The 14,150-nt window shown below is 67.8% G+C and carries 17 protein-coding genes and 1 riboswitch; of the genes, 9 read left to right on the top strand and 8 right to left on the bottom strand.

The window, feature by feature from the left end; all coding sequences use genetic code 11:
• The first annotated feature begins 19 nt into the window (after nucleotides 1-19).
• The 6 genes from C8J26_RS16065 to C8J26_RS16045 all read left to right on the top strand — a co-directional run bounded on the left by C8J26_RS16065 (nucleotide 20) and on the right by C8J26_RS16045 (nucleotide 4,939).
• Entirely contained in the window at nucleotides 20-1,225 is a 1,206-nt protein-coding gene (locus C8J26_RS16065) for a hydrolase (RefSeq protein ID WP_107959252.1), read from the top strand.
• Entirely contained in the window at nucleotides 1,222-2,244 is a 1,023-nt protein-coding gene (locus C8J26_RS16060; RefSeq protein ID WP_107959251.1) for an arginine N-succinyltransferase, read from the top strand. The genes C8J26_RS16065 and C8J26_RS16060 overlap by 4 nt, the downstream gene beginning before the upstream one ends.
• Before the next feature lie 2 nt (nucleotides 2,245-2,246).
• Complete coding sequence (locus C8J26_RS16055) at nucleotides 2,247-3,494, top strand: N-succinylarginine dihydrolase (RefSeq protein WP_107959250.1); 1,248 nt, start codon at nucleotides 2,247-2,249, stop codon at nucleotides 3,492-3,494.
• A gap of 160 nt (nucleotides 3,495-3,654) precedes the next feature.
• Entirely contained in the window at nucleotides 3,655-3,909 is a 255-nt protein-coding gene (locus tag C8J26_RS16050) for a hypothetical protein (RefSeq protein ID WP_056414854.1), read from the top strand.
• Between the two features lie 154 nt (nucleotides 3,910-4,063).
• Nucleotides 4,064-4,192 carry a hypothetical protein gene (locus tag C8J26_RS21100; RefSeq protein WP_279628950.1) on the top strand — a complete coding sequence of 43 codons (129 nt, stop codon included), beginning with the start codon at nucleotides 4,064-4,066 and terminating at the stop codon, nucleotides 4,190-4,192.
• 528 nt (nucleotides 4,193-4,720) lie between these two features.
• Nucleotides 4,721-4,939, top strand: coding sequence for a hypothetical protein (locus C8J26_RS16045; protein ID WP_056414686.1), 219 nt, complete (start codon nucleotides 4,721-4,723; stop codon nucleotides 4,937-4,939).
• A gap of 4 nt (nucleotides 4,940-4,943) precedes the next feature.
• Here C8J26_RS16045 and C8J26_RS16040 read toward each other — a convergent pair whose 3' ends face one another.
• The 3 genes from C8J26_RS16040 to cobU form a co-directional block, all read right to left on the bottom strand.
• Nucleotides 4,944-5,594, bottom strand: a complete 651-nt coding sequence (locus tag C8J26_RS16040) for a Crp/Fnr family transcriptional regulator (protein ID WP_244185354.1) — start codon at nucleotides 5,592-5,594, stop codon at nucleotides 4,944-4,946.
• A 377-nt stretch (nucleotides 5,595-5,971) separates the two neighbouring features.
• On the bottom strand, nucleotides 5,972-6,157 hold the full coding sequence (locus C8J26_RS20200) for a hypothetical protein (RefSeq protein WP_146168870.1): 186 nt from the start codon (nucleotides 6,155-6,157) through the stop codon (nucleotides 5,972-5,974).
• 136 nt (nucleotides 6,158-6,293) lie between these two features.
• Nucleotides 6,294-6,851 carry a bifunctional adenosylcobinamide kinase/adenosylcobinamide-phosphate guanylyltransferase gene (gene cobU, locus C8J26_RS16035; protein ID WP_107959248.1) on the bottom strand — a complete coding sequence of 186 codons (558 nt, stop codon included), beginning with the start codon at nucleotides 6,849-6,851 and terminating at the stop codon, nucleotides 6,294-6,296.
• Nucleotides 6,852-6,923: 72 nt separating this feature from the next.
• Between cobU and C8J26_RS16030 the strand changes: the two genes are divergently transcribed.
• The 3 genes from C8J26_RS16030 to C8J26_RS16020 are packed head-to-tail and all read left to right on the top strand — an operon-like array spanning nucleotide 6,924 to nucleotide 10,286.
• Entirely contained in the window at nucleotides 6,924-7,898 is a 975-nt protein-coding gene (locus C8J26_RS16030; RefSeq protein ID WP_107959247.1) for an aminotransferase class I/II-fold pyridoxal phosphate-dependent enzyme, read from the top strand.
• Entirely contained in the window at nucleotides 7,891-8,829 is a 939-nt protein-coding gene (cbiB, locus tag C8J26_RS16025; RefSeq protein ID WP_107959246.1) for an adenosylcobinamide-phosphate synthase CbiB, read from the top strand. The genes C8J26_RS16030 and cbiB overlap by 8 nt, the downstream gene beginning before the upstream one ends.
• A complete protein-coding gene (locus C8J26_RS16020) occupies nucleotides 8,817-10,286 on the top strand; it encodes a cobyric acid synthase (RefSeq protein WP_107959245.1) in 1,470 nt (489 codons plus the stop codon). Before cbiB ends, C8J26_RS16020 begins: the two co-directional genes overlap by 13 nt.
• On the opposite strand, the gene cobS is transcribed toward C8J26_RS16020, so the two are convergent.
• The 5 genes from cobS to cobO all read right to left on the bottom strand — a co-directional run bounded on the left by cobS (nucleotide 10,251) and on the right by cobO (nucleotide 14,122).
• The gene (cobS, locus tag C8J26_RS16015) at nucleotides 10,251-10,970 is read right to left on the bottom strand and encodes an adenosylcobinamide-GDP ribazoletransferase (protein ID WP_107959244.1); all 720 of its coding nucleotides are present in this window, start codon (nucleotides 10,968-10,970) and stop codon (nucleotides 10,251-10,253) included. The two genes, C8J26_RS16020 and cobS, sit on opposite strands and share 36 nt — an antisense overlap.
• Nucleotides 10,967-11,524, bottom strand: a complete 558-nt coding sequence (locus C8J26_RS16010; protein WP_425275415.1) for a histidine phosphatase family protein — start codon at nucleotides 11,522-11,524, stop codon at nucleotides 10,967-10,969. Before C8J26_RS16010 ends, cobS begins: the two co-directional genes overlap by 4 nt.
• 8 nt (nucleotides 11,525-11,532) lie before the next feature.
• On the bottom strand, nucleotides 11,533-12,546 hold the full coding sequence (gene cobT, locus C8J26_RS16005) for a nicotinate-nucleotide--dimethylbenzimidazole phosphoribosyltransferase (protein WP_107959242.1): 1,014 nt from the start codon (nucleotides 12,544-12,546) through the stop codon (nucleotides 11,533-11,535).
• A complete protein-coding gene (locus tag C8J26_RS16000) occupies nucleotides 12,543-12,950 on the bottom strand; it encodes a DUF1636 domain-containing protein (protein ID WP_107959241.1) in 408 nt (135 codons plus the stop codon). The genes cobT and C8J26_RS16000 overlap by 4 nt, the downstream gene beginning before the upstream one ends.
• Before the next feature lie 177 nt (nucleotides 12,951-13,127).
• Nucleotides 13,128-13,321: riboswitch (cobalamin riboswitch) on the bottom strand.
• Between the two features lie 195 nt (nucleotides 13,322-13,516).
• Nucleotides 13,517-14,122, bottom strand: coding sequence for a cob(I)yrinic acid a,c-diamide adenosyltransferase (gene cobO, locus C8J26_RS15995; RefSeq protein ID WP_107959240.1), 606 nt, complete (start codon nucleotides 14,120-14,122; stop codon nucleotides 13,517-13,519).
• Nucleotides 14,123-14,150 lie beyond the last annotated feature (28 nt).

The following is a 14,150-nucleotide window of genomic DNA, read 5'->3' as shown; positions in this document are numbered from 1 at the left end:
TCCTCGCTAGGGTTGCGCGATGAGGGGACTATCCACGATCGAACGCGATGCCGTCGACAAGGCGCACGCGGCACCGATGCTGGCCGAGGTCGAAGCCTGGGCCGCGGTCAACAGCGGCACGCGCAACCTGGCCGGGCTCGCGACGATGGCCGGGCTACTCGGCGATGCGTTCGCAAGCCTGCCGGGCAAGATCATGCTGGTCGATCCCGAGCCGGTGGACAGCGTCGGATCCGACGGCGTCGTATCCCCGATCGAGCACGGCAAGCATCTCCATCTCGTCGTTCGCCCGGACGCGCCGGTACGGATGCTGTTCACCGGGCACATGGATACGGTGTATCCCGTCGACCACATGTTCCAGTCGCTTCGCTGGCAGGACGACGGCACCCTCAACGGCCCCGGCGTCGCCGACATGAAGGGCGGCCTGTCGGTGATGCACGCAGCGCTGCGTGCGGTCGAGGCAAGCCCGCACGCGGCACGGATCGGCTATGACGTCGTGATCAATTCAGACGAGGAAACCGGCTCCTTCTCCTCCGCGCCGCTGCTGGCCCGCGCCGCGCACGGCAAGGTTGCGGCGCTCACCTACGAACCCGCGCTTGCGGACGGAACGCTCGCCGGCGCGCGCGGCGGGACCGGCAATTTTTCGATCATCGTCCACGGCCGCAGCGCGCATGCCGGCCGCAATCCCGACGACGGCCGCAACGCGATCGTCGCCGCTGCCGATATCGCGGTCCAGCTGTCGAAAGTCCGCGGCCCGACGCTCGCCGTGAACCCCGCGCGGATCGAAGGCGGTGGCCCCAACAACGTCGTTCCCGACCTCGCCATCCTCCGCATCAATTTTCGCCCTGCCAATCTCGACGAGATCGCGCGCGCGCAATCGCATATCGATTCCGTCGTCGCCGCGGTCGCCGCGGCGCATGACGTCCGGATCGAGGTCCATGGCCGCTTCAACCGCCCGCCCAAGCCGATCGACGCGGGCGCAGCGCGCCTGTTCGCTCTGGTGAAGGCGTCCGGCGGCGATCTCGGCCTCGACATCGCCTGGAAGGCGACCGGCGGCGTCTGCGACGGCAACAACATCGCCGCGGCCGGCGTGCCCGTCGTCGACACGATGGGGGTCCGTGGCGGCGCGATCCATTCGACCGACGAATTCATGATCCCCGACAGCCTGCCAGAGCGCGCCGCGCTGTCGGCCGTCACCATATTGCGTATCGCGGAGGGCCGCTTGTGAGCTTCAGGATCCGGGCCGCGGTCGACGCCGATCTCCAGCACCTCTACGAAATGGCCAAGCTCACCGGCGGTGGCTTCACCAACCTGCCGCCCGATCGCCGTGCGCTGACCGCCAAGCTCGAGCGCAGCCACGCCGCCTTCGCGCGCACCGACGGCCCGGTCCAGGACGAGCTGTTCGTGCTGATCCTCGAAAACGTCGAGACGCAGGAGGTCCGTGGCACCTGCCAGATCTTTACGCAGGTCGGCCAGAGCTATCCGTTCTACAGCTACCGGATCGGCCAGCTGACCCAGCACAGCCGCGAACTGAACCGCACCTTCCGCGCGGACATGCTCTCGCTCGCAACGGACTTGGAGGGCGCGAGCGAGGTCGGCGGGCTGTTCCTCCACCCCGGTGAGCGCGCCGGCGGCCTAGGCCTGCTGCTCGCACGCAGCCGCTATCTGTTCATCAAGATGCACCGCGCGCGCTTCGCCGACCGCATCCTCGCCGAACTGCGCGGCGTGATCGACGAAGCGGGAGGATCGCCCTTCTGGGACGGTCTCGCCGGACGCTTCTTCGGGATGAATTTCCAGGACGCGGATCAGTTCAACGCGATCAACGGCCACCAGTTCATCGCCGACCTGATGCCCAAGCATCCGATCTATACCGCGATGCTGACCGAAACCGCGCGCGCCGCGATCGGCCTCCCGCATCCCTCGGGGCGGGCAGCGATGCGGATGCTCGAAAACGAGGGCTTTGCGTTCGAGAATTACGTCGACATCTTCGACGGCGGCCCGACGATGACCGCGCGGACCGACCAGGTCCACTCGATCGCCGAGGCACGCAACGACCGTATCGTTGAGATCGACGCAGACGGCGACGGTGGCAACGACGCGCTCGTCGCGACCGGGACGCTCGCCGCGTTCCGCGCGACGTTCGGCCGGGTCCGCGCGCTGGACGACGGTGTCGCATTGTCGCGGGACGCCGCCCAGGCGCTCGGCGTTGCCAGCGATGACCATGTGACGCACGTGGCACGGGTATAACGATGGTCGAGATCAACTTCGACGGACTGATCGGTCCGAGCCATAACTTCGCCGGTCTCAGCCCCGGCAATCTTGCAGCGACCCAGCACGCCGGGCAGGTCGCGCGCCCGCGCGCCGCCGCATTGCAGGGCATCGCCAAGATGCGCGCGAACCTCGACCTCGGCCTGACCCAAGGCATCTTCTACCCACTCGCGCGGCCCGATCATCGCTGGCTTGAAACGCTGTCGACTACTTATGACAGGGCGACCCCGCACCTCCAGGCCCGCGCGCTCTCGGCATCGGCGATGTGGGCAGCGAACGCGGCGACCGTGTCCCCTGCCCCCGACACGCGCGATGGCCGCTGCCACCTGACGGTCGCCAACCTCGTGACGATGCCGCATCGCAGCCATGAGCCGCACGGCACGCTGGTGCAGCTGCAAACCGCGTTCGCGCACCCCGCCTTCGCCGTCCATCCGCCCATCCCCGCACCGTTCGGCGACGAGGGCGCCGCGAACCACATGCGGTTGTGTTCAGGCCATGATGCGCCCGGCATCGAGATCTTCGTCTACGGTCTGCCCGGCGGCCCGTTTCCCGCCCGCCAGCACCGCGACGCCAGCGAGGCGATCGCGCGCGCGCATGGTCTTGACCCCGCGCGGACGCTGTTTGTCCAGCAGTCCGCCGCCGCCATCGCCGCGGGGGCGTTCCATAACGACGTCGTCGCGGTCGCCAACGAACGCGTCCTGTTCGCGCACGAACTCGCCTTTGCCGACAAGGACCAGGTCTACGCGGATCTCCGCCGCCTGATGCCCGAGGTCGAGATCGTCGAGGTCCCGGCCGCCCGCGTCAGCGTGGCCGACGCGATCGCCTCCTATCTGTTCAACGCGCAACTCGTGTCGCTCGACGACGGGATGGCGCTGGTGCTTCCCGAGGAAGCGCGCGCCAACGTCGCGGTCTGGTCGTGGCTGCAGGCCCATGTCGTGGGCAACGGGCCGATCCGGCACCTGCACGTCGTCGATGTCCGCGAATCGATGAGCAATGGTGGCGGCCCCGCCTGCCTCCGCCTGCGCGTCGTCGCGGATCCCGCGACGGTCGATCCCCGCTTTCTCGTCGACCACGCCCGGCTCGACCGGATCGCGTCGATCGTCGAGTCATGCTGGCCGCAAACGATCGACCCCGCGTCGATCGGCGATCCCGCCCTGATCGCCCGGATCGAAACCGCCCGCGCCACGCTCCTGACAGAGGTCGATCTTGCCGAACTCATCACGACATGACGATCGCGGGCCTTCTGTAGCTATGCCTGTCGCATAGCAGCCACCCGCGAGGAAATGCAGTTGGCCGCGTCTCTGCGTGAGGCCAACGCATTGTGGCGCACAGTCGCCTAGACGGCGACGATCGCGTCCTGCACGGCGGCCCCATACCGGGGGGCCGGAGTTGAAGATCGTGCTGAAAACCATGTGGAATATGCCCGCAGAGCTGCTGCGGACCGGCGGAACCGACGACGACGTGGCGCCGGTTGATGAAAAGCTCGCTGCCGGTTCGCTCGAACAGATGATCGAGGCATTCGGCAAGCTCGACGACGAAGAGGCGGAAGCCGCGTTGATTAAATGTGCGGGCCGCGATCGGCCGATAACATCACAGGAGATCCGCGACCTGCGGCGGGATCAGTTCATGACAAAGACACCCTGACGGCTCTTACCCGGTTCGACCACACTCGCGCGAACACGCGAGCACCTTCGTTTTGCACAATCGCGGTTGGGCAAAACGCAGTTGCGCGGCGTGTGCCGGTCAGCCAGGCTCTGGTCCGATGCTGCACCGCAGCAGCATCTAACCCGAGGCTGAAATGTTTTCCCTGATCGCTCTCTACTTGGAATATCGCAAGACGCAGATCGCGCCCGCTCCTTTGGCCGCGCAGTTTGCCGTTTCCGCTAATGATGGTGCCTCGAACCGCGCCGTGACAATCGCCGCCTGATCGGCGATTGCGGCTGACAGGTTCGCGTTGCGGGCGCTGACATCTCGAGCTTTGCGGCGATGGGACGCAGCCGCCCGAAAGCGTCCATTTTAGCGTAGGGTCTCGCTAGCGACCCTCAGCATCGAGTTTCAGCTAATGGTGGGGCCAGCGTTGCGTTGCTGAAGCGCTTCCCAAGCCTGCTCTCTCTGCCGGCGCCGTTCGAGCCGTCGTGCACGCCGCCGCTTTTGCTGAATTGATCGGTTTGCAAGAAATCCAGCAACCCCCACGCTTGCCGCTCCGGCCGCAACCATGACAACCAACCCGCTCATCATCCCTCCGGTACGTCCGACTCGTCCCGGATAAATAACATCCATTTTGGCTCTAACTAGATCACAAACTCACAACGGCGTCCCGTTTCTGTACTATTCGGTATCCGTTCGTCAGGCGCGCGGCCGCCAACAATGTCGGGTTAATTGACACTTAACCATGTTGCGGAGCACGGAAACGGCCGATTCCAGCCACTGGCACCCTTCTTGCTCCAGCGCGATCATGTGGACCCGCTTCAGCCGCCTTTTCATCATCAAGACCAAGTTCGAGGCTTTCCTCGTCATCTACGGTCTCGGCCTTGGCGCAGTGGAACGCGGCATGCACTATCTCCAGCAATATCCCGGTTATGGGGGCTGGATGCTGTTTGCCGCCTGCCCGATCGCAGTGTTCATGGCGGGCGGGCGCATCATCGATTCGGTGGATCACGCCCGCAATCGGTAACCCGTCACGATGCTTGTTGCGTCAGATGCAGATAGCGGCTCGAAAAATCGGCCAGCTCGCGAAGCGCCTCCCAACGAGGAAAGCTGATCCGGCGGCGGTTGCGTGAGATCAGACCATCCGCTTCGAGCGACTTGATCGTCCGGTTGACATGCACCGCCGTGAGTCCCAGCGCATCGCCCAGCTGTTCCTGGCTCATCGGCAACTCATACCCGCTGGCGTCGACCACCCCCTGCATGTCGAGCCGGATCGCGAATTCGCACAGGAAATGCGCCAGGCGCGACCGCGCATCGCGCCGCCCGATATTCAGGATCCACTCACGGAAGATCGATGCCTCGACCAGCGTGTTGACGAAGATCGCATGGCCGATCGAGGCACGAGACCGCGCCAGCTCGCGCAGCGCCACGCGTGAGATCGTCGCGATTTCGGCGCGCGTCAGCGTCTGCACATTATGGTCCGCGACATCCAGGAACAGGTGCTGGAAGTCGAGCGGCTCACCGGGGATGTGCAACGACACGATCTGCCGCATCCCCGACCCAGTCTGTTTCTGGCGATACGCGAAGCCCGACAGCAGCACGGCGCATTGCTCGGGCGCGTCGCCCTCGCGCACGAGGTAGGATGACGGTTCGTAGACGCGCAATGTATACGGCAACGCCATCAACGCACGGCGATCATCCTCGCTGAGGGCCGCATGCGTTTCAAGTTTCCGCACCATCAAAGCAAGGGGGGGCAAAGGGGAAACCACGGCAGCGTGGTCCGTCAGACTAACGTTCAAACGCGTTTCCCCGGAGAAGCCTGAGCGAAATCACCTATCTCTCCCAGCCGTCAGCGCCCATTGATCGGCTGGCGGTAGGTCGCGATAACATATTCCCGGAACGTCGACCGTAACATTTGATCTGCTGATGATATATACTTAGGTTAATATCGAGAATAGCGAGACCGACCTAATTTATTCCTGGCATTGCCGTAGGGTAAATCAAGATCGACCGTCGCCGCAATTGTGTCTGAAACGGGAGAAATTTTCTTCCCGCAGTGTCAATGTTGCGGTTTGACCGCCGACACGCCGATAATGTCATCGAGCGCGGTCTGAAGACAATCGACACAGTCGCTCAGCTTGGCGCCGAACAGCGGATTGTCGCCCTCATCTGCGATACGCAAGGCCTCCTCGATGAGGAAGACCATGGATTTCAGACGAGCAATCGCCTGCGGTCCGCTTTGCATTCTAACCTCCCTTGACGCACCGTCGTCAACTTGACCAGATCGATGCGCTCGACTGCGGTTAATCAGCCCCGATGGCCGCAGGCAAGGTGGCAATTAGGATCGGACCATGCCGCGCCGTCGACGCGCGCGGTTCCGCTCAAGCCGGCCGCTTCCAGTGCTGGACGAGGCCCGCCATCACCCCGTCGACCGAATCGACCTGCGCGGCGAGCCGTTGATGCAACCGTCCTGCGGCGTCGCGAAACCGGCGCGCGAGCGCGTTGTCGGGGACGATGCCGAGGCCGACCTCGTTCGAGACGAGAATAATCCGTGCCTCGAGGCCAGCGAGCGCCGCCAGCAAGCCGTCGACTTCCCGCTCGATATCGGCCTCGCCGAGGATCAGGTTGGAAAGCCACAAGGTGAGGCAGTCGACGAGGACGACCGTGTCCGCGCCGTCCACGGCGCGCAACGCGGCGGCGAGATCGATGGGTGCCTCGACGGTCTGCCACCGCGTGTCGCGATCGCCCTGGTGCCGCGCGATCCGGTCGCGCATCTCCTCGTCGAACGCCTGCGCGGTGGCGATATAGACCAGCGGCCCCGCAGAGGTCGCGGCGGCGGCTTCAGCGATCGCCTGCGCATGACGGCTCTTGCCCGAGCGCGCGCCGCCGAGCACGAACAGGCTCTTCCCAAACGACGGGCTGGTTTTCACAGACGGCATGGTCTCTCCTTCGCACTTGCAGCGCGCCCCCGGAATGACGATGAGCGGCGCAAGATCAAGCGAAAGGGTGAAATGACGGGGTTGCGCGTGCATGGCGGGAGGATCGATCTCGCCGCCACCCTGTACCCCGATGCGCCAACCCCATGGCTCGACCTGTCGACCGGGATCAATCCCGTCGCATGGCGGTCCGATCCGTTACCGTCCGTCGATCTCACATCGCTACCCTCGCCCGCCGCGATCGCCGCGCTCGAAGCTGCGGCGGCGGCAGTCTTCGGAACCGACGCCGCGCGGGTCGTCGCGTTGCCAGGCAGCGAGATCGGACTCCGCCTGCTGGCCAGTCTCGATCTGCCGCACCCTCGGCGTGTCGTGACGCCGAGCTATGCGACGCACGCGGCCGTCTTCACCGACACCATCACGGTCCCCCGGTCGGCGATCGACACGATCGAGGACGGCACGCTGTTGCTCGCCAACCCGAACAATCCGGACGGGCTGCTCGACCGACCCGAGCGGCTGATCGCCATCGCCCGCGCAGGTGCGTGGCTGATCGTCGACGAGGCCTTTGTCGATCTGCATCCCGCGCACAGTGTCGTCCCGCATCTCCAAGCATCCGACCGCGTCATCGTCTTCCGCTCGTTCGGCAAGACGTTCGGCCTGCCCGGCGTCCGGCTCGGTTTCATGATCGCCCCGCCGGAGCAGGCGGCCGCTGTCCGCGAGCGGTTGGGCAGCTGGCCGGTCTCGGCCTGCGCGGTAGCCTATGGATTGGCGGCATACCGCGATACGCGCTGGATCGCGGCGACCCGCCTCGCCAGCACCGACCGGGCAGCGCGGCTCGATGCGATGCTGGCACGGCACGGACTCCACGCGCGTGGCGCCTGCCCGCTGTTCCGGCTGGTCGAGACCGACGATGCAACCGCGCTGTTCGACCGGCTGGCGCATGCCGGGATCCTGACGCGCACGTTCGATCATGCGCCACGCTGGCTGCGCATCGGTCTGCCGCGCGACGACACCGCGTTCGAGCGGCTGGACCGGGCGCTCGCGCATGGCTGAGCCGGTCGCGGTGATGGCGCTGCTGATCGACGCCGCGATCGGCTGGCCTGCCGCACTTTATGCCCGGATCGGGCACCCGGTCGGTGGGTTCGCGCGATTGCTCGGCGCCGCCGACACGCGCTGGAACGATCCGCGGCGGTCATTCGCGGCGCGCCGGGCGATGGGAGTGCTGACGATCCTGCTGCTCGTCGGTATCGCGGTCGGCGTCGCGCTCATGCTCGACGCGGTTCTTCGCAGACTGTTCGGATCGTCCGCCTGGATCGCGATCGGCCTATTCGCTGCGCCCGGCCTCGCCCTGCGCAGCCTGCACGATCATGTCACGCCCGTCGCCGACGCGCTCGACGCGGGGGATCTCGCGCTCGCACGGACGCAAGTGGGGATGATCGTCGGGCGGGACGTCGCGCAGCTCGACGAGTCCGGCGTCGCGCGCGCGGCGATCGAGAGCCTTGCCGAGAGCGTGTGCGACGGCGTCGTCGCGCCGCTGTTCTGGTTGATCGTCGCCGGGCTGCCCGGGCTGTGGGCGTACAAGGCGATCAACACCGCGGACAGCCTGATCGGTCACCGCGAGGACCGCTGGCGCGCGTTCGGCTGGGCGGCGGCGCGGACCGACGACATCGCCAACCTGCTCCCGGCGAGGCTGAGCGGTGTGCTGCTTTGCCTTGCCGGATTGGGCGGATGGCGGACGATGCTGCGCGACGCGGGCAACCACGCCTCGCCCAACGCCGGCTGGCCCGAGGCGGCGATGGCCGGGGCGCTCGACCTGCGGCTCGCGGGACCGATAACCTACGACGGGGTCAGCGTTGCCAAGCCCTATATCGGCGATGGCCGCACCGACGCCACCGCAGCCAATCTTCGCGCGGCGCTGGTCGTCTATCGACGCGCGTGCGTGTTGCTGCTCGTCATTGCCGGAGGACTCGCATGCGCGCTCTGATGCTCCAGGGGACCGGCTCGGACGTCGGCAAGTCGGTGCTCGTCGCGGGCCTGTGCCGCGCGTTCGCCAATCGCGGGCTGTCGGTCCGCCCGTTCAAGCCACAGAACATGTCGAACAACGCCGCCGTCACCGCCGACGGTGGCGAGATCGGCCGCGCGCAGGCGACCCAGGCGATCGCCTGCCGCGTCGCGCCCAGCGTCGACATGAACCCGGTCCTGCTCAAGCCCCAAGGCGACCGCACCTCGCAGCTCATCGTCCGCGGCCAGGTACGCGGCACGCTCGCCGCCGCGCGCTGGCGCGAGGGTCGCGACGGGTTGCTGGTCGACGTGCTCGACAGTTTCGAATGGCTGTCCGCCGGCTGCGACCTCGTCATCGTCGAAGGCGCGGGCAGTCCGGCGGAAATCAACCTGCGCGCGGGCGACATCGCCAATATGGGCTTCGCGCGCGCCGCCGACGTCCCCGTGATCCTCGTCGGCGATATCGACCGTGGCGGCGTGATCGCGGCGGTCGTCGGCACGCGCGCGGTGATCGACCCCGCCGACGCGGCGATGATCCACGGCTTCCTGATCAACAAGTTCCGCGGCGACCCCGCGCTGTTCGACGACGGCTACCGCGCGATCGAGGCGCGGAGCGGATGGCGCGGCTACGGCGTCGTGCCGTGGCTGGCCGACGCGGTGCGGCTTCCCAGCGAGGATGCGGTGATCCTCGAACGCCCCGCTGCCAATGCGAACCGCCAAGTCACCATCGCCTGCCCGATCACGCCGCGGATCGCCAATTTCGACGACCTCGACCCGCTCCGGCTGGAACCCGGCGTCGCGCTCGTGATGGTGCCGCCCGGCACGCCGATCCCCGACGTCGACATGATCGTGCTCGCCGGATCGAAGGCGACGATTCCCGATCTCGCCTTCGTCCGCGCGCAAGGCTGGGACATTGACATCCGCGCGCATCATCGCCGCGGCAAGCCCGTGCTCGGGCTCTGCGGCGGCTATCAGATGCTCGGCCGCAGCATCGCCGACCCGGACGGGATCGAGGGACCCGCATGCCGCGTCGAGGGGCTCGGCCTGCTCGACGTCGACACGGTGCTCGCCGGCCGCAAGACGCTCGACCGGGTGTCCGGCCAAGCCCGAGGCGCAGCCTTTGACGGCTATGAGATGCATATGGGCGTGACGACCGGGCCGGCGACCGCCCGCCCCGTCGGCAACCGCGCCGACGGCAGTGCGGAGGGCGCGACGAGTGCGGACGGCCTCGTGTCGGGAAGCTATGTCCACGGCCTGCTCGCGCTCGCCGAGCAACGCGCGGCGTGGCTGGCGCGGCTCGGTGTCGCGGCAAGCGGCCCCGATCATGGCGCATCGATCGACGCCGCGCTCGATGCGATCGCGGTAACGCTCGAACGTCACGTCGATCTCGACGCGCTGCTCGCGTTAAGCGAGCGCGCCGGCCACCGCGATCGCGGCTAGCAGCCCCGTCTCGACGATCTCGATCCCGGCCCCATGCGCGTCGCCGGTCACGCCGCCCAGGGTCCGCCGCAACCATGCCGCGACGCCGAGCACGAGCACCGGCAGGACGACGAGCGCAGGCACCGCCACCGCCGCGAGCGCGAGCATCAGCGCCCATGCCCACAGGTCGCGATTGCGCACCGCGCCGGCCACCGCTGCGCCGAGGCCACCGGAACGCAAGGGCGGCAACAGCCTCGCCCAGACGAGCGGCCCCATCCGGGCCGCGAACGGTATCAGAATTAGTGCCCACCAGCCCGCCGGCCCCGCGGCGTGCAGCAACACGAGCTTGGCGATCATCTGGCCCGCGATCGCGACGACCCCGAAGCTGCCGATATGCGGATCGGCCATGACCGCGAGCAGCCGTGTCCGATCGCCATGCGCCGCGCCGAGCCCGTCCGCCAGATCGGCGAGCCCGTCGAGATGCAGCGCCCCCGTCACCGCGATCCACGCCAGCAGCGCGGCACACGCGCCCGTCCACGGGTCGACGTGCGCGCCAAGCCAGCCCGCCAGCGCGACGAGCACGCCGATCGCCAGCCCGACCAGCGGGTAGAACCGGATCGCCGCGGCGAAATCGTCCGCCTCGACTGCAACGCGCGGCATCGGCAGCCGCGTCAGGAAACCGAACGCGACGATCAGCCGCGTCATGTCGCCAGCCCGACGATCTGCACGGTCCGCGTCGGTCCCGGCCAGATCCGCAGCGACACCAACGCCGCATAGGGCAGGTCGAACGCCCAGATCTGCCGCCGATCGAACCCGCAAAGGTCTGCAAGCGCCGCGCGGATCGCACCGCCATGCGTCACGACCAGCGTCGGGACCGGCGGCATCGCCGACAGCGCGGCCGCGACACGGTCGTGCAGCGAAGACCAGCGTTCGCCCCCCGGCGGCGGCGCGGCGTCCGGATCGTCATAAAAGGCGCCCAGCGCGGCCGGATCGATCGCCGCCGGGGCCAACCCGTCCCAAGTGCCGAAATCGAGCTCGCGCCAACGTGGATTCACCACAACCGGCAGGCTGGGAGGGCCAGCGATCGCCTCCGCACACGCCCGCGCGCGGATCAGGTCGGACACCTCGATCCGCGCGACGTCGAGCCCGACGGCCCGCGCGGCGCAGGCGGCGATCCCTGCCTCGGTCGCCGGATCGTCGGTCCGCCCGAGCAATCGCCCCGCCACCGCAGGCGCACCATGCCGCATCAGGTACAGCATGTACGCGCTCACGCCGCCGAGACACCCGCCTCGGCGAACGTCGCCATCTCGGCATGCGCAGCCAGCGCCGCCCGGACGAGCAACGTCGCGGTCGCCGCACCGCTCGCCTCGCCCAGCCGCATCCCCATCGACAGCAGCGGATCGAGTTCGATCCGCGCCAGCAACGCCGCGTGCCCCGGCTCGGCCGAGACATGCCCCGCCAGGCAGTGCGCGACGATGTCGGGGCACGCGGCCGCCAGTGGCGCGACCGCCGCGCAACAGATGTACCCGTCGAGCATCACCGGCACGCCCGCCAGCCGCGCCGCAACCACCGCGCCCGCGATCGCCGCCAATTCGCGTCCGCCGAGCCGCCGCAGGATCTCGAACGGCGTGGTCAGCGAGTCGCGGTGCAGCGCGAACCCGGCCTCGACGACCGCGATCTTGCGCGCGATGCCGTCGCTATCGACCCCGGTGCCCGGCCCAACCCAGTCGCGTGCCGACCCGCCGAAGCTCGCCAAACACAACGCCGCCGCGCTCGTCGTATTGCCGATCCCCATCTCGCCCAGCACGATCAGGTTCGGCGCATCCACGACCGCCGCCGCACCCGCGTTGATCGCGGCGAGGCATTCGTCCTCGCTCATCGCCGGTGCCTGCGTGAAGTCGGCGGTCGGCCGGTCGAGATCGAGCGACACGATCTTGAGGTCGAGCCCCGCGGCGCGCGACAGCGCGTTGATCGCCGCGCCGCCGGCCTCGAAATTGGCCACCATCTGGGCTGTGACCGAGGCTGGAAACGCGCTCACGCCGTGCGCGACGATCCCGTGATTGCCCGCGAACACGACCGCGCTGCCACGATCGAGCCGGGGTAGCGGGTTGCCCTGCCAGCCCGCCATGAACACCGCGATGTCCTCCAGCCGCCCGAGCGACCCCGGCGGCTTGGTCAGCTCGGCTTGCCGCGCGACCGCTGCGGATCGCGCCGCGGCGTCGGGCTGCGGCAACCCGCGCAAGGCCGCCAGAAACGCGGCAGGCGTCGCGAACGCCGTCATTCGACGACGAACCCGGCGGGCGGGGTGCGCGTGATGAAATGCCCCTTCACGCCCTGCGGCCATTGCTTGAACGGGACCTGCCCGAACGCGCTCTCGCCGTAGAGCTTTGCGTAATCGAGGATCGCGCGCGCCGCGTCCTCGCTGGGCTCGAACCGGCCGAGCACATAGCCGACCTTGGCGGGCGCGCGTAGGTGGATCGTGCAGAAATCCTGGCATGCGAACAGGCACGGCATCTCCTGCACCGCGACGTCGGCATAGGCCGGGTCGCTCGCCTGCACCGCCTTCAGCGCGCTGGCGAGCCGTGCCCCGCCGCGCTGGCCTTCGGCGTCGTCGCGGGCGTCGGCGGAGTGGCGGCAGGTGGTGCACGCGACGACCGCGACGCCGTCTTCGACCTGCTTCAACATGCGGAGGCTCGGGCGTGCGGATACGAAAAACGATAAAATGCAGGCATGGTTACCCCTTCGGACAGTCGATCCCGCCCCGCGCGAGGGCCGAGGGCGCACGCCTCCGGCCTCCGCGCGACGCGAAGCGATGTCGTCGCTCGGGGTGTTACCCGTCCGTTCGGCGCACCCTGGCCGGACGAAAGACGACCGCGACGGGCAGGTCTCCTGGCTCGCGGGTCAACGCCGTCCGCGCCGCCTTCTCGGGATGATCCCAATGGCATGAGGCACGGTGGCTCGCCGCGTACAGTTGCAGGGGCAGCCGGGTGTTTCCCGTTCCCATTTTCATCCCCCTCGGCGCGAACGTCGGGGGAACCTGTCGCAGGTCGAGCGATACGCGGGTGATAGGGGTGACGCAAGACGGGGCAGCATCCGTCAGACACGCGCCAGCAGCCCCACCCCTCCCGTCATCCTGACGAAAGTCAGGACCCAGAGCCACAATGGATGCCGTTCGTAACTCTGGGTCCTGACTTTCGTCAGGATGACGGAAAAGGGGGATGACGACCGGGCGCGGGGTATGACGCGCGCCGTTAGAACTCCACCCCCAGCTGCGCCTTCACGCCCGACCGGAACGGATGCTTCACCTGAGTCATGTCGGTCACCAGGTCCGCGACCTCGATCAACGCCTCGGGCGCGTTCCGCCCGGTGATAACGACATGCGTCATCTCAGGCTTCGCCCCCAACGCCGCGAGAACCTCGTCGACCGGCAGATAGTCGTAGCGCAGCACGATGTTGAGTTCGTCGGCGACCACCATCGCATAGGACGGATCGGCGATCATCCGCTTCACCTCGTCCCACGCCTCGCGCGCCACCGCGATGTCGCGCGCACGGTCCTGCGTGTCCCAGGTGAACCCCTCGCCCATCGGCTTGAACTCGCACAGCGCGGGGAACGCGTCGAAGACCGCCTTCTCGCCGGTCGCCATCGCGCCCTTGACGAACTGGACGACGCCGACTTTCCGGCCATGCCCGATCATCCGCACCGCCATGCCGAACGCGGCGGTCGACTTGCCCTTGCCCTTGCCGGTGTGGACGATGATCAGCCCCTTCTCGATCGTCTTGGTCGCAACGATCCGGTCATGGACCTCCTTGCGCTTGGCGCTCTTGGCATTCTGCTCGTCATCGGTCCGCATGATCATGTCCTCTCGCGCTCCCGATGGCGGATCG

It is taken from the genome of Sphingomonas aurantiaca, from assembly GCF_003050705.1.
Taxonomy (GTDB): Bacteria; Pseudomonadota; Alphaproteobacteria; order Sphingomonadales; family Sphingomonadaceae; genus Sphingomonas; species Sphingomonas aurantiaca.
The sequence above is the reverse complement of the archived record's forward strand: the minus strand, read 5'-3'. Positions and strand labels throughout refer to the sequence as shown.

Coding starts and splice junctions, on each gene's coding strand:
- cobT (WP_107959242.1), bottom strand. CDS start 12,546: ATGACGGCGTTCGCGACGCCTGCCGCGTTTCTGGCGGCCTTGCGCGGG.
- cbiB (WP_107959246.1), top strand. CDS start 7,891: ATGGCTGAGCCGGTCGCGGTGATGGCGCTGCTGATCGACGCCGCGATC.
- C8J26_RS16045 (WP_056414686.1), top strand. CDS start 4,721: ATGTGGACCCGCTTCAGCCGCCTTTTCATCATCAAGACCAAGTTCGAG.
- C8J26_RS16020 (WP_107959245.1), top strand. CDS start 8,817: ATGCGCGCTCTGATGCTCCAGGGGACCGGCTCGGACGTCGGCAAGTCG.
- C8J26_RS16065 (WP_107959252.1), top strand. CDS start 20: ATGAGGGGACTATCCACGATCGAACGCGATGCCGTCGACAAGGCGCAC.
- C8J26_RS16030 (WP_107959247.1), top strand. CDS start 6,924: ATGACGGGGTTGCGCGTGCATGGCGGGAGGATCGATCTCGCCGCCACC.
- cobS (WP_107959244.1), bottom strand. CDS start 10,970: ATGACGCGGCTGATCGTCGCGTTCGGTTTCCTGACGCGGCTGCCGATG.
- cobO (WP_107959240.1), bottom strand. CDS start 14,122: ATGATCATGCGGACCGATGACGAGCAGAATGCCAAGAGCGCCAAGCGC.
- cobU (WP_107959248.1), bottom strand. CDS start 6,851: ATGCCGTCTGTGAAAACCAGCCCGTCGTTTGGGAAGAGCCTGTTCGTG.
- C8J26_RS16040 (WP_244185354.1), bottom strand. CDS start 5,594: ATGGCGTTGCCGTATACATTGCGCGTCTACGAACCGTCATCCTACCTC.
- C8J26_RS16055 (WP_107959250.1), top strand. CDS start 2,247: ATGGTCGAGATCAACTTCGACGGACTGATCGGTCCGAGCCATAACTTC.
- C8J26_RS21100 (WP_279628950.1), top strand. CDS start 4,064: ATGTTTTCCCTGATCGCTCTCTACTTGGAATATCGCAAGACGCAGATC.
- C8J26_RS16010 (WP_425275415.1), bottom strand. CDS start 11,524: ATGCTGTACCTGATGCGGCATGGTGCGCCTGCGGTGGCGGGGCGATTG.
- C8J26_RS16000 (WP_107959241.1), bottom strand. CDS start 12,950: ATGTTGAAGCAGGTCGAAGACGGCGTCGCGGTCGTCGCGTGCACCACC.
- C8J26_RS20200 (WP_146168870.1), bottom strand. CDS start 6,157: ATGCAAAGCGGACCGCAGGCGATTGCTCGTCTGAAATCCATGGTCTTC.